Consider the following 13,196-nt stretch of genomic DNA (forward strand, 5'->3'; position numbering starts at 1 on the left):
GCTGTGTTTGTATAAGTATCTTTTACTCAGCGTCTTACTTACCAAATGGTTAGTAGGAAAACTTCGTTATGGGCGCAAAAATTAGTACTCGGAAATCGGTTGATGCCAAGCAGTCAATTCTTAAGAAAACGCTGGAGGTGATTGGTGGAAAATGGCGCCTGTATATTATTTTTCAATTAGGCACTGAAGTACGTAGATATGGTGAATTACGTCGAATGATTCCACAGGTCAGTGAAAAGGTTTTAATTCAGGAACTTAAAGCCTTAATTAATTTAGGCGTAATCGAAAAAAGGGCACTTAAAGAAACACCGCCCCGCGTTGAATACGAACTGACGGTAAAGGGAAGGCAAATTTTACCAATTTTGACGAAGCTGACAACGGTTGGTGAAGTTCTAATGAAACCTTAAGCAGCCAACAAATGCAGAATCGGGTAAGCGTTGAGTCGCTTACCCGATTCTGCATTTAGAATACTTTGAATGCGAGTGAAACGGTAGCAATACCCAGAAAACCCGTAATTTTTGTATCCTTATAAATCCCTCCTACAGGTACGGCATACCTTACATCGACATCTAAAACGTCAAGCAGACTATATCCCGCCCCTAGTTCTAAAGCATACGTAAAATCTTTCACCTCCAGATATTGCGCTATGTATTTGTTCCGAAGGTCCGTTGTGCCGGTAGTAGCTGGCAGGGATGTTTGGGGGAAGCCAACACCTGGGTTCGCGTTGATCTGACCATTGGTCGTTCGAGTTACTTCCGCTTTCTGTACGAAAATAAAGTTTGGCCCAGCGTAACCACGAAGTTTTCCACCTATCCAGCGTTTACCTATTAAAATCGGTACGTCGACGGATTCCAGAATCGATTCGGAAACGGCATTTAACGTAACAGTAAGTAAGCCGGGCTGTACGCTGATTGGCAGGGCGTTGGCGAGAGTCTGGTTGGCATTTACATCAACGGTAGCAATGGTCTTTTGCTTTAATACGTATCGATTATAAGTTGCTTCAGCCTGAATGTAAAAATTACTAAAGTTTTTACGTGCCCACAATCCTCCCGAATAACCGATGCCAACACCGTTGCTTCTGTTTTCTACAGCGGGTATATCAACACCACCTATCGTTTGAGCTGGAATGTTCGTAAAGCCATGGGTGAATGTGCCTCCGGCCTTAATGCCAAACTCAATACTCCGGGTTGATATCGTTTGGGCGAAAGCTGTTGATGCACTCATCAGAAGCAGCGCAATGAATAAAATCTGATTACGTTTCATGCGTAAATGTTATTGTTGCAGGAGTACACGGTGGTAATTAGCAGGATTAACCGGTGGTATAGTAGACCCGTATTTGCTATTAATACCTTTGATAATTTCGTTGGCCATCAGTGCATAACCGGCCGGAGTCAGGTGAATACCGTCGAGGCTGAATACGCCCCCAAGCAGAAAAGCAGATGTATACGTAACGCCATTCTGGACAAGGCCAGCTGTTGTGGCAACCTGACTTATGATCGTGTTTGGATCAACATAAGCTACTCCTTTGGCATCCGCCTGTGCTTTCATGACGCTGTTGAATTCAGCGATTCGGGCATTCAGAGCAGTTATTTCACCGGCATCCAAAACAAATTGGGAGGGCAACGGATTGGTGGCGTCGATGGCGTAACGCCCCACTTTTGTGCCTACATCCGTACGGCCGAACTTGGTTAGCTCGGTTTGATTTAAGGCCAGGGATAACAAAAAAGATCGTTGGGTGTCGATGCCCGAACGCCTTGCGGTGCATCTGATGCCTGGATTGCTAAGGCTGGAACATTCGGTGAGGTTGGTGACAGGAGTTTAATAACCCGGTTGATGACCGACAAGGTCACCACCCGGAAATAGGGCGTAACGGTAATGTTCGGAATGCCGATTACAACGCCTTTACGTCCACCCTCGGTCAGTTTGTTCATTATAGCCGTGTAGTTGGTGGTAAATAAGTCAGTGGCTGTTAGTGGGGTTGTACCGCCGGAGGTAGCATAGGAGAGCGCATCGTTATTGCCTAGCCAGCACGAAAAGAAAGTGGCACCCGTCAGGTTATTGCTTACGTACTGAAAATACGTTGTCGAGGGGTCGGTATCGGATAGTAGCCGCTCGAAATAGGGATTTCCAATAGAAGAGCCGTAGCCTGCCGATAAAATATCCGCCATTTTGATGCCCGGTACGCCCAGATTCTGATTCGCACCCGAAAATTTGGTATATAAAGCACCGCCCTGTGAATTGCTTCCCCGAACGGCTCCCGGCGCTACCTGTTTAAAAGCATTTAGCAACGTAATTGGATTGGCCGTGTCTGGCACCTGAACAAGCTTAAGATACCCCGATCCGGCAGCCTGTGCTTCGGTAAAAAGAGGTTGTACAAAATCACCCCCACCAACGGTTTTGAGTTGGCCAGCCAGAATGCTGGGATACGAATTAAGCTGACTTTCCCGATAAAGCCCTCCGTCTGCAAAACCGGCTGTCAGTGAATTCCCTACCGCTACGTATTTCGTAAAATCAGCACTGCCCTTACTGGGAATTACTGTATTGCCCGCGTTCGGATCAATGTCATTGTTGGTACAGGCAGTCAGGCCAACCAGTACGGTTAGCGTCAGCCCCCACCGAAAGTTGTTGAAGTGCATTCGAGCGGAATAATTAATTGGAAGAACAGAAGATTAACTTGTAAAAAAAGAACGCAAAATTATTCCTTTTTATGTGACCAGTTGGGTCTTTTTACGTAAAACTTAATAGGGCTGATCCAATCACGCTGAACAATCCTTCAGCGAGTCGGTTGTTTCAGACAGCTAAATGGCATACTTGCCGGCCGTTTATTACATCTTTCATTAAAACATCTTAAACCATGGGTCTCTTATCATTTTTCAAAGGAGTAGGCGAAAAAATATTTCATAACGATGCACCAGCCGCCCCGGCTGAGGCTGAAAAAGTTGAACCAGTACGTGCACAAGCGCTTCTTGATCATGTGAAGCAGTTAGGGCTTGCGTACAACAGCCTTACTGTAAAGACAAAAGGCGATACAGTTACGTTGACGGGTTCGGTAAAAACGCAGGAAGATGCTGAAAAAATTGCTCTGGCTGTAGGTAATGTAGAAGGCGTATCGGCCGTAGATAACCAACTAGCTGTGGATCAGCCTACACCAGAAGGTAAGTACTACACGGTTAAATCAGGTGATTCCCTGTCGAAAATCGCTAAAGAAGTTTATGGTGATCCGATGAAGTACGGTGTTATTTTCGAAGCCAACAAACCGATGCTTAAAGATCCTGATTTGATCTATCCCGATCAGGTTCTGCGGATTCCGCAATTGTAAGCATAAGTGATAAAGGCAGCGGGTTCTCCAGGCAGTACGTGTTTAGCTAATCGTAGCTAACTTACTACCTGGAGAACCCGCTGCCTTTTAAGAATAAAACATTCGGGCACATGGCCGGTTGTATTGAACGCAACTGTATGTAATACTTATGGCCGTTCATTTGATCCCTTACCTGAAAGAGCAGTTCACACCAACTGTTGTTGACCAGCTCAGTACTGCACTAAACGAATCGTCGGCTAACACTCTGAAAGCTATAAATGGTGCTTTGCCAACTTTATTGGGTGGGCTGGCCCGGCGGGTGCAGGCATCAGGCGGGGCGTCGTCAGTAATCAGCGTTCTGGATAAAAGCGACTATGGCGATACGCCCTACGACGTGAGCCAGGCACTCGACGGGAATGCAATCAGTAATGATAAAATTGCTGCTGGCCGCGATTTTATCGGTGAAGTTTTTGATGATAAGCTTACCCGCGCTACAGAACTGATCAGTGCCTACAGCGGCACAAAACCTCAGTCTGTGCAGACTGTCCTGAGCCTGACCGGATCGATACTGATGGGGATTCTGGGCCGACAGGAGCAGGAAAAAGGACTCACGGCTGAAAGTCTGACAACCTTACTGAGAGGTCAGGTCGGTGAGCTTCGGCAAGCATTACCTAGTGGTCTGGAAGCCATGAGTAGTTTATTGGGTTTTGATGAACTTCCCGATCCTACAGGGCCACAGACTGAAGTGCAGGGTGAAGATAATTTCAGCAATACAGCTGTTAATCCCAATATTGCGAAAAGTAGCGAAGGCGAACGTCGACACGAAAACGTTCGGTGGCTCCGCTGGGCCATGATTGCTGTTGCTGTACTGGTGCTGGCTCTGTTAATTCAGAAATGCAGTGAGAACCAGAACGGAACGGATGGCATTAGCACAGATTCTACGTCTCGCGTTGAGCCGAATGCGGTGGAAGATACATCGGCGGCTACCAAGAGAAGTATAGAAGATGCCCACGGCCAGACCACTGATTCAACGGCACCCGGTCCACTAGGTATTCGTGACTCGACAAAACTGAATCGATAGCTGGTAGCGTTTCCCTGCGTCGGCTGGAGCTATTGAGCCTGGTCAGGTAAAAGGAAAACCTGAAAAATAGTCGATTAGTCAGTAAATTGGTCCGTTAATCGGGTCGTTACCTTAACAACGTAGCAATCCGGTTGATCAATTAATTGACTTACTCACTGATTTTATGTTTGTTGACGCCATTGAACGCGTTGATGCCTTTACTCGACCTCTTCACTCAATCGTACGGCTCTATGGCCACAGTGATATTGTGCCAGGTACGGCCACTCTCTTTTTTGTGAATGAAGATGGCGTTGCAATCACTTGTAAGCACGTTGCCGAATTAATCGATCAGGTCGACACGATTCATCAGAATTATCTGAGCTTTCTGGGCGAACGGCGATATATGCAACGGGAAAAAAATGCCGGCCATCTGATCACTCAACTGGAAAACAAGTTCAAGCTGAGCCCAAATACGGTTGTTCGGATACGTAACAGCTTTATAAACTGCTTCGATCAATACCAGAAGCTCACCACTGAATACCATCCAACTGAGGACCTGGCCCTGCTTCGTTTTGAAGGCTATGGCCGGAAATTGTATCGTTCCTGCGCTACGTTTCTTGGCGATAGCAGCCTGGTAAAACCGGGTCGTAGTTTATGCCGCCTTGGCTACCCATTTCCTGAGTTTACAAACTTTCGCTACAACCCCTCTATTGATGACATTGAATGGACGACTCTAGGGCGTATTACGTCTCCTCACTTTCCTATCGACGGTATCGTAACACGATTAATTCGTGACAAAGGATCAATAACGGGTATTGAAATGAGTACCCCAGGCTTGCGCGGGCAGAGTGGCGGACCGTTGTTTGACCCCAAAGGACTTATTTATGGTATGCAGTCGTCTACACGTCATTTACACATGGGTTTTGATATCGAAGACCGCGAAGTGCTGATCAATGGGCGCCGGAGCAAGGTGTCAAATTATCCCTTTCTAAACGTAGGACAGTGTGTTCATGTCGATGTCATCAAGGCATTTCTGCGCGAGAAAGGCGTAAAATTCTATGAGGGCTGATGCCGAAACTCTGGATTTTCCTGAGAAAATAAAATGGAGCAATCGGCTTTAAGAGCGCTAAAACGTGCCCACTGCTGTTGGCTAGTGTAAAATAAAACGGTTGAAATGAGATCGGATTCGCCGGATTGCAAAACCCTTATAAACAGTTTGCGGTTATGTAGCCGGATGCCATTAACGTGCAATCCTCATCATTTATGTTAAAACGTAGAGCTTCAGCCGTGTGGAAAGGCGGCTTGCAGGACGGCGCAGGTACCATGTCGTCGTTCAGTGGTGTATTGGATAACACCCCATATTCATTCAAAACCCGTCTCGTCAGCGAAGATGGCAAGGCAGGCACAAACCCCGAAGAGTTGCTGGCAGCCGCACATGCCGGTTGCTACGGTATGGCCACCAGCGCTACGCTTGGGCAGGCTGGTTTTACACCCGACGAGCTGAGTGTCAGTGCTACCTTAACTTTACAGACCGAATCGGGTCTGAAAGTAACCGCGGTTGAATTGCAGATTAAAGGGAAAGTACCCGGCATTTCGCAGGAACAGTTTGAGCAAATTGCCGCCGATGCCGCAAAAAACTGCATTATTTCGCAGGCACTTAACCCCGACATTCAGGTAACGAAAATCGCGACGCTGGAAGCATAAGCGGAATCAATAGCTGATCGTGAGACTTTGGCCGTATCTTTGAGCGGCTAAAGTCTCTTTTTTATGCCTCAACTTAGTGCGCATACCGCGCAGCAAACGGCTCTTTCGGCCGATGCGCTCAATCTGCTCAAACGGCTGATTGCGACTCCCTCCTTCAGCCGCGAAGAAGAGCACACTGCGGAACTGATTGCCGCTTTTTTTCTCGAAAAACAGATTCCGTTCGAACGGCTTCGGTATAATATATGGGCGAAAAACCGCCACTTCGACCCGGCTAAACCAACCATACTCCTCAATTCGCACCATGATACGGTGAAGCCGAATAAATCATGGACGCTCGATCCATTTAACCCGCTGGAGCGCGATGGTAAGCTGTTCGGCCTGGGCAGTAATGATGCCGGTGGCTGTCTGGTATCGCTGATCGCTACGTTCGTCTATTTCTATGACCGGCCCGATATGGCCTACAATCTGATGCTTGCTGCTTCGGCCGAGGAAGAAATTTCAGGACGCGATGGGCTGGAGCTTTTATTGCCGGAACTGCCGCCAATCAGCTTCGCTATTGTTGGAGAGCCGACTGAAATGCAGTTGGCCATTGCCGAAAAAGGGCTGCTGGTACTCGACTGTACGGCTCACGGCATTAGTGGTCATGCGGCCCGCGATGAGGGCGATAACGCTATTTATAAGGCGATTCAGGATATCAACTGGCTGATAACGTACCAGTTTCCGAAGGTATCGCCAACGCTCGGTCCCGTAAAGCTATCGGTGACAATCATTAATGCAGGGACACAACACAATGTAGTGCCCGATACCTGTACGTTTACCATCGATGCGCGGGTAACGGAACAGTATACACTAGAAGAAGTTATTGAAACGATACAAGCCAACATTCAGTCGGATGTAAAACCACGATCGATACGTTTAAAACCGTCATCTATTCCGGCTGATCATCCAATTGTTAAGGCAGGGGTAGCATTAGGTAGACATACATACGGGTCCCCAACTACATCTGATCAGGCTGTACTCAACTGTCCATCGCTTAAGTGTGGGCCTGGGCATTCAGGACGGTCGCATTCGGCGGATGAATTTATTTATCTGCACGAAATAGAAGAAGGTGTTGATGGTTATATCCGGATGTTGGAGCAGATACTCTAAGAGGTTATCAAACAAAAGTCGGTTAGGCTGTATCACCTGACCGACTTTTATTTACGCGGTTATTTTATTTTGAAATCTGCCTGCGCATTGGCCCAGTTGATCGATACTACGCCTTGATTTGAGATCGCAATCGTCATCCGTTCGAAGAACTTATCTGACTTCTTGGCGGGTACGTTAACGCGCAGTACGTCTTCATCCTGCTTGTAGCTGAATGCGCCCCATTTGATAGTCTTGTTGATTACGATCGTCCATTCCTTCTCGTTCGGAATTGTAAAAAGCGCGTAACGGCCTTTTGCCAGTGATTTACCTTCAATAGTTACGTTATCCGAAACCTCAAGAGTCGTCGTTTCATTGGCTCCAGTACGCCAAACCTGACCGTAGGGCACTAATTTTCCCCATATTTCCCGACCGTTCACCGCAGGTTGACTGTAGTTGATGGTGATTGTTTTACCGCCAACGGTAGCTTTAGCCTGAGCTGGAGGACTAGGGCGTTTGGATGGATCGTCCTGAGCGTTGAGGGTCAAGGTCGCCAGCAGGAAAGCCAGCGAAAAGAGCAGTTGTTTTGTGTTCATTGTGTCTTTATGTGTTTAAGAACTACGCAAAAGTACATTGTGGCTCGAATAAACGAATCAGGATTTACTGTTCATCTTTATTCAAGTACGTTCACACTGACAATCAACGGGTTTTACCGTATTATTTTACCGGACTAAGGCTTTCAGATAAGTCCTTCGCTGGATTGAATAAGGAACTGGCCCTGGCGTGATTCGCTTGTTTTCGGTTAGCTTACCGGCAAGGAAAGGTCGATTTTTACGTACTTTTGGTCATTCAAAACGCAATGGCTCAACCGTCATTTGCAGACTTCCTTACTACTCTATGCGCATTTCTTTTCGTCTTACCAGGTTGGCGGTTATGTTAGCTACCACTCTGACCTACGCTCAACCCAAGCCTGCGCCACGTCAGCTGGCCTGGCAACCGCTCGAAACGACGGCCTTTCTGCACTTTACGGTCAATACGTATACGGACAAGGAATGGGGTGACGGAACGGAAAGTCCTTCCATTTTCAACCCGACCAAACTTGACGCCCGGCAATGGATCAAAGCCCTTAAAGATGCGGGGTTTAAGATGGCAATCATCACGGCAAAGCACCACGATGGCTTTTGTCTGTGGCCATCAAAAATGACGGAGCATTCAGTGAAAAATAGCCCGTGGAAAAATGGCAAAGGCGACGTAGTACGCGAAGTAGCCGATGCCTGCCGTGAATTTGGGTTGAAATTTGGAGTTTATCTCTCGCCCTGGGACCGGCACGAACCCCGCTACGGTACAGCCTCTTACAATGATTACTACAAAAGCCAGCTACGTGAGCTCCTGACCAATTATGGACCGATTTCGGAAGTCTGGTTCGACGGGGCTAAAGGCGAAAATGCCAAAGATATGACGTACGATTTTGCGGGCTATTGGGCGATGGTACGTGAGTTGCAACCAAATGCAGTCATGTTTTCCGACGCTGGCCCCGATGTGCGCTGGGTAGGTAACGAAGCCGGAAATGCGGGCGAAACCTGCTGGTCGACCATTAATACCGATGGACTGGCGCCCGGTAAAGCGGATTCCAAATACCTCAATCGGGGCGACCCGGCTGGTAAGCAGTGGGTTCCGGCCGAAACAGACGTATCGATACGTCCGGGCTGGTTTTACCATTCCTCGGAAGATACAAAAGTGCGTTCGGGCAAGAATCTGGTGAACCTGTATTATCAGTCTGTTGGCCGGAATAGCTTGCTGCTGCTCAACGTACCACCGAATCGGGAGGGCTTGTTTGCGGACTCGGACGTGGCCAGCCTGAAGGAGTTTCGCAGTATTCTGGACGAAACGTTTAAGAATAACCTGATTACGAAACAGCCTAAGCTCACCGATAAACAATTAGGTACGTTTACAACGCTCTCGGCCAATCAGCCGCTAACCGTTGAACTGGGCGGAGAAAAGACGTTTGACCGGATTTCGATTCAGGAAAATATTGCCAACGGACAGCACGTAGCCAGCGGACGGGTTGAGTATTGGGATGGAGCAGGCTGGAAAACGCTGCAAACGTTTACTACAGTAGGCTATAAGCGATTGCTAAGCTTCCCGGTTGTAAGCAGCAACCGGCTCCGACTGACCTTTACCAATACCAGTGGACCTGTACAACTCGCCGAAATAGGTGTTTTCAAGGCATCTTCGCGGGAGGAATAGCCAATACTGAATCGATCTCATAGCCACTTCCAGCAAGATTTATACTTTCTGGAAGTTAACATCACTGTCTGTTTTCCAATGAGTTCAGCCTCTAGAATCACTTCGCTTTTTATCCTGACGCTTTTTTCGATTACAGTCGGCATCAGTCTGTCAGCGCAGCCGCTTTCCGAATCGATTCGGCTGAATCAGTTGGGATTTTATCCAAGCGCGCCGAAAGTTGCCATTGTGGTTGGCGATGCATCAGGGCCATTTGAAATAACTACACCCGATTTGAAGACGGTTGTATTCAAAGGCGTACTTGGTCCTGCCCGGCAAAATTCGATTTCGGGTAAAACAACGCATACTGCAGATTTTTCGGACTTTAAATCGGTCGGGACTTTTGTTGTCAGGATTCCGGGCGTTGGCCATTCCTATCCATTTTCGATTAAAGCAGATGTGTTTCAGGCGGCTGCGATTGGGTCGTTGAAAGGATTTTACTACCAGCGGGCTTCTGTTGGTCTGCCCGCTACGTATGCCGGGAAATGGAGTCGTCCGGCGGGGCATCCGGATACGCATGTGCTGATTCATCCGTCGGCGGCTTCCGCCAATCGGCCCGCGGGTACGATTATCTCGTCGCCGGGGGGCTGGTACGATGCGGGCGATTACAATAAGTACATCGTCAATTCGGGAATTACAATGGGCACTCTGCTGTCGCTGTACGAAGATTTTCCGGCCTATTGCCAACGTTTGAAAACAAATATTCCGGAGAGTACCAATGCCTTGCCTGATCTTCTGGATGAGGCTTTATGGAACCTGCGGTGGATGCTCACCATGCAGGACCCAACGGACGGTGGCGTTTATCATAAACTGACCAACCCTGGTTTTGATGGCATGGTGATGCCCGACAAAGCCACTAAAGACCGTTACGTTGTCCAGAAAAGCAACACGGCCACCCTCGATTTCGCTGCCGTAATGGCACAGGCTTCCCGACTTTTCAAACCGTATAACCGCCAGCTTCCCGGTCTGGCCGATTCATGCCTGACGGCAGCTGTACATGCCTGGCAGTGGGCAAAAAAGAACCCGGACCTGTACTACCGTCAGAACGATATGAATCAACGCCTGGACCCGGACGTAACGACCGGTGGTTATGAAGATAAAGACGCTTCCGACGAATGGATCTGGGCTGCCTCGGAGTTGTACGTAACGACAAAGGACGAAGCGTATGCTACAGCGGTTAATCTTTTTCCGGATGATAAAACCCCGCTGCCATCGTGGGCACAGGTCCGGACGCTTGGCTATTACACCCTCGCTCGTATGGCAAAGGACAAGCCATTACGGAATCAGGACGTAGTAACGCAGGCGAAAAAACACGTTGTTGGGCTGGCTAATACGTTGATAGAAGGCGTTGATCAGCAGGCATTTGGGACCGTTATGGGGAAATCGACCCGAGATTTTATATGGGGGAGTAGCGCCGAAGCAGCTAACCAGGGCATTGCCCTGATACAGGCGTACCGTTTAACGAATGATCGTAAATACCTGAACTACGCCCTGACCAATCTGGATTATCTCTTTGGGCGTAATGCTGTGGGTTATTCATTCTTAACGGGGTTTGGGCAGAAATCAACCTTAAATCCACATCACCGCCCGTCGGTAGCAGATGGTATTCAAGCGCCGGTTCCGGGGCTGTTGTCGGGAGGGACGAATGCCAATGCCGCCCGTCAGGACAAATGCTCCGGCTATACAACCACAATTGCCGATGAAGTTTATCTTGACCAGTCCTGTTCGTATGCTTCCAACGAAATCGCTATCAACTGGAATGCCCCAATGGTTTATCTAACAGCCGCCATTGAAGCCCTACAGCGCGAAGCGGTAGCGAAACAGTAAGATTCTCCTTAAACCCATAACTGGCAGACTGCAGATGAACGAAACGAAACGAATTTTCTGGATAATCAGTAGCGCCCTGATTCTTTTCCTGGGTCGCAATGAACCCGTGGATGCTCAAACCAATAAATCCAGTGTGGCCAACGGCTGGCGACAGCTATTCGACGGAAAGACCCTGGCAGGATGGCAACACGTAGGCAAAGGAAGTATGTCAGTCGAAAACGGTTTGATACGGGGGCACGGTGGACTGGGACTGCTCTATTGGACAAAGGAGAAGTTCAGCAACTGTACAATTCGGGTGGTTTACCGGATGCAAAAAGAAAACAGCAACGCTGGTGTGTTTATCCGGATACCTATTGAGCCGCACGAAGAATGGATGCCGGTTCATTATGGGTACGAAGTGCAGATTGATAACCACCCCGAAACCTCAAACGAGGATGAGTACCATTATACCGGAACGCTGTACTCGCTGACAAAACCTCTGGCTAAACCGGGTAAGCCAGGTCCGCAATGGAACACCATGGAAATAACGCTGGATGGACCACGTACCATTGTGCTGATTAATGGCGTGAAAGTTACGGATTATCGGGAGGGTGATCCGGTACCCAAGCGTAAATTTGACTTTGAACCCTATCGGGGCCGTCGGCCTGAGGCCGGTTATATTGGTTTACAGAATCATGGCGATAGCGACGTAGTCTATTTCAAAGAGGTTGCCGTGAAACCGCTTCTTAAAAAATAATCCCCTTGTATTGCTGTAGCAGATAGGGTAACAAATGCTTTATCTTGCCGGTTTATTGGTCATACTTAATACAACCATTCATAATTCAATACTCATTAGCCATCTATACGCATGTTGTATCCGCTTACGTTCGAAACAATTTTTAAAGATAAAATCTGGGGTGGTCAGAAAATAAAAACCGTTTTAGATAAAGATTTTTCGCCTTTGCCCAACTGCGGGGAAACCTGGGAAGTATCCGATGTAGAAGGCAACGTATCGGTGGTGAAAGAAGGGAGCTTACAGGGCAAGTCGCTGCACGAACTCGTTGAACAGTACAAAGATAAACTGGTTGGTAAGCACGTTTACGAAAAATACGGCAATCGGTTTCCGCTGTTAATCAAGTTTATCGACGCCAATGACGACCTGTCGATTCAGGTTCACCCGAATGATGCACTGGCAGAGAAGCGAGGCAGCGGCTTCGGTAAAACGGAAATGTGGTATATCATTCAGGCCGACGAAGGAGCCAAACTCAATTCAGGGTTTAATCGGGAGGTAACCAAAGAAGAGTACGTCAAAGCCGTTGCCGACAACACCATTCAGGATATTCTGAACATTGAACCGGCTAAACCGGGCGACGTATTTTTTCTGCCCGCCGGGCGCGTTCATTACATCGGAAAAGGCCTGTTGCTGGCCGAAATTCAGCAGACGTCCGATACCACGTACCGGATTTACGACTTCGACCGGGTAGACGCTACAACGGGACAAAAACGCGAACTCCATACCGATCTGGCTGTCGACGCTATCGACTATCATCATTACGATCAGTACAAAACCCAGTACGACAAAAAGCTAAACGAGGGCGTCAACGCCGTAACGAGCGATTATTTTGTAACCAACGTACTGAATTTCAACGAGGAAGTCGAGCATGATTATACGCATATCGACTCGTTTGTGGTGCTTATCTGTGTCGATGGTGCTCTGACGGTTGAAGCGGAGGGTGGTTATAGCGTTCCGCTCAAAATGGGCCAGTGCGTGCTGATTCCGGCCTCGGTGAATAATGTAACGCTCGTACCCGACGGCGATATGACGGTACTGGAAACCTACGTGCCCTAAGCGACATGATACAGGGTTGGCAGAATCGACAATGCTAACATCCTATAGCATATTGGCTAGTGAACTAAAGA

At 48.2% G+C, this 13,196-nt stretch carries 14 protein-coding genes; 10 read left to right on the plus strand and 4 right to left on the minus strand.

What is annotated here, in order from left to right:
• Window positions 1-68 precede the first annotated feature (68 nt).
• Complete coding sequence (locus LN737_RS08010; RefSeq protein WP_405517766.1) at window positions 69-407, plus strand: helix-turn-helix domain-containing protein; 339 nt, start codon at window positions 69-71, stop codon at window positions 405-407.
• Window positions 408-462: 55 nt separating this feature from the next.
• On the opposite strand, the gene LN737_RS08015 is transcribed toward LN737_RS08010, so the two are convergent.
• From LN737_RS08015 to LN737_RS08025, 3 genes are read right to left on the minus strand one after another with little or no spacing between them, the layout of a single operon-like run.
• Window positions 463-1,263: an outer membrane beta-barrel protein gene (locus tag LN737_RS08015; RefSeq protein WP_405517768.1), complete on the minus strand. Its 801-nt coding sequence runs from the start codon at window positions 1,261-1,263 to the stop codon at window positions 463-465.
• A 9-nt stretch (window positions 1,264-1,272) separates the two neighbouring features.
• Window positions 1,273-1,722 (minus strand): SGNH/GDSL hydrolase family protein, encoded by a 450-nt coding sequence (locus LN737_RS08020; RefSeq protein ID WP_405517770.1) that lies wholly within the window; start codon window positions 1,720-1,722, stop codon window positions 1,273-1,275.
• Window positions 1,704-2,636, minus strand: a complete 933-nt coding sequence (locus tag LN737_RS08025) for a hypothetical protein (protein ID WP_405517772.1) — start codon at window positions 2,634-2,636, stop codon at window positions 1,704-1,706. Before LN737_RS08025 ends, LN737_RS08020 begins: the two co-directional genes overlap by 19 nt.
• Before the next feature lie 218 nt (window positions 2,637-2,854).
• Between LN737_RS08025 and lysM the strand changes: the two genes are divergently transcribed.
• The 5 genes from lysM to LN737_RS08050 all read left to right on the plus strand — a co-directional run bounded on the left by lysM (window position 2,855) and on the right by LN737_RS08050 (window position 7,211).
• Complete coding sequence (gene lysM, locus LN737_RS08030) at window positions 2,855-3,319, plus strand: peptidoglycan-binding protein LysM (protein WP_405517774.1); 465 nt, start codon at window positions 2,855-2,857, stop codon at window positions 3,317-3,319.
• A gap of 148 nt (window positions 3,320-3,467) precedes the next feature.
• Window positions 3,468-4,379, plus strand: a complete 912-nt coding sequence (locus LN737_RS08035; RefSeq protein ID WP_405517776.1) for a DUF937 domain-containing protein — start codon at window positions 3,468-3,470, stop codon at window positions 4,377-4,379.
• A gap of 163 nt (window positions 4,380-4,542) precedes the next feature.
• Window positions 4,543-5,427, plus strand: coding sequence for a serine protease (locus tag LN737_RS08040; protein WP_405517777.1), 885 nt, complete (start codon window positions 4,543-4,545; stop codon window positions 5,425-5,427).
• A 194-nt stretch (window positions 5,428-5,621) separates the two neighbouring features.
• On the plus strand, window positions 5,622-6,062 hold the full coding sequence (locus LN737_RS08045; RefSeq protein WP_405517779.1) for an OsmC family peroxiredoxin: 441 nt from the start codon (window positions 5,622-5,624) through the stop codon (window positions 6,060-6,062).
• A 63-nt stretch (window positions 6,063-6,125) separates the two neighbouring features.
• Window positions 6,126-7,211 (plus strand): M20 family metallo-hydrolase, encoded by a 1,086-nt coding sequence (locus tag LN737_RS08050; RefSeq protein WP_405517781.1) that lies wholly within the window; start codon window positions 6,126-6,128, stop codon window positions 7,209-7,211.
• Between the two features lie 59 nt (window positions 7,212-7,270).
• On the opposite strand, the gene LN737_RS08055 is transcribed toward LN737_RS08050, so the two are convergent.
• Window positions 7,271-7,783 carry a DUF2911 domain-containing protein gene (locus tag LN737_RS08055; RefSeq protein ID WP_405517783.1) on the minus strand — a complete coding sequence of 171 codons (513 nt, stop codon included), beginning with the start codon at window positions 7,781-7,783 and terminating at the stop codon, window positions 7,271-7,273.
• Window positions 7,784-8,084: 301 nt separating this feature from the next.
• Between LN737_RS08055 and LN737_RS08060 the strand changes: the two genes are divergently transcribed.
• The 4 genes from LN737_RS08060 to LN737_RS08075 all read left to right on the plus strand — a co-directional run bounded on the left by LN737_RS08060 (window position 8,085) and on the right by LN737_RS08075 (window position 13,125).
• Window positions 8,085-9,434, plus strand: coding sequence for an alpha-L-fucosidase (locus tag LN737_RS08060; RefSeq protein ID WP_405517785.1), 1,350 nt, complete (start codon window positions 8,085-8,087; stop codon window positions 9,432-9,434).
• A gap of 78 nt (window positions 9,435-9,512) precedes the next feature.
• A complete protein-coding gene (locus LN737_RS08065; RefSeq protein WP_405517787.1) occupies window positions 9,513-11,297 on the plus strand; it encodes a glycoside hydrolase family 9 protein in 1,785 nt (594 codons plus the stop codon).
• Window positions 11,298-11,331: 34 nt separating this feature from the next.
• On the plus strand, window positions 11,332-12,033 hold the full coding sequence (locus LN737_RS08070) for a DUF1080 domain-containing protein (protein ID WP_405517789.1): 702 nt from the start codon (window positions 11,332-11,334) through the stop codon (window positions 12,031-12,033).
• A gap of 111 nt (window positions 12,034-12,144) precedes the next feature.
• Window positions 12,145-13,125: a type I phosphomannose isomerase catalytic subunit gene (locus LN737_RS08075; RefSeq protein WP_405517790.1), complete on the plus strand. Its 981-nt coding sequence runs from the start codon at window positions 12,145-12,147 to the stop codon at window positions 13,123-13,125.
• Window positions 13,126-13,196: the final 71 nt, after the last annotated feature.

Source organism: Spirosoma sp. KNUC1025 (genome assembly GCF_045160025.1).
Lineage (GTDB): Bacteria > Bacteroidota > Bacteroidia > Cytophagales > Spirosomataceae > Spirosoma.

Coding starts and splice junctions, on each gene's coding strand:
- LN737_RS08035 (WP_405517776.1), top strand. CDS start 3,468: ATGGCCGTTCATTTGATCCCTTACCTGAAAGAGCAGTTCACACCAACT.
- LN737_RS08055 (WP_405517783.1), bottom strand. CDS start 7,783: ATGAACACAAAACAACTGCTCTTTTCGCTGGCTTTCCTGCTGGCGACC.
- LN737_RS08075 (WP_405517790.1), top strand. CDS start 12,145: ATGTTGTATCCGCTTACGTTCGAAACAATTTTTAAAGATAAAATCTGG.
- LN737_RS08045 (WP_405517779.1), top strand. CDS start 5,622: ATGTTAAAACGTAGAGCTTCAGCCGTGTGGAAAGGCGGCTTGCAGGAC.
- LN737_RS08065 (WP_405517787.1), top strand. CDS start 9,513: ATGAGTTCAGCCTCTAGAATCACTTCGCTTTTTATCCTGACGCTTTTT.
- LN737_RS08070 (WP_405517789.1), top strand. CDS start 11,332: ATGAACGAAACGAAACGAATTTTCTGGATAATCAGTAGCGCCCTGATT.
- LN737_RS08040 (WP_405517777.1), top strand. CDS start 4,543: ATGTTTGTTGACGCCATTGAACGCGTTGATGCCTTTACTCGACCTCTT.
- LN737_RS08025 (WP_405517772.1), bottom strand. CDS start 2,636: ATGCACTTCAACAACTTTCGGTGGGGGCTGACGCTAACCGTACTGGTT.
- LN737_RS08050 (WP_405517781.1), top strand. CDS start 6,126: ATGCCTCAACTTAGTGCGCATACCGCGCAGCAAACGGCTCTTTCGGCC.
- lysM (WP_405517774.1), top strand. CDS start 2,855: ATGGGTCTCTTATCATTTTTCAAAGGAGTAGGCGAAAAAATATTTCAT.
- LN737_RS08060 (WP_405517785.1), top strand. CDS start 8,085: ATGCGCATTTCTTTTCGTCTTACCAGGTTGGCGGTTATGTTAGCTACC.
- LN737_RS08015 (WP_405517768.1), bottom strand. CDS start 1,263: ATGAAACGTAATCAGATTTTATTCATTGCGCTGCTTCTGATGAGTGCA.
- LN737_RS08010 (WP_405517766.1), top strand. CDS start 69: ATGGGCGCAAAAATTAGTACTCGGAAATCGGTTGATGCCAAGCAGTCA.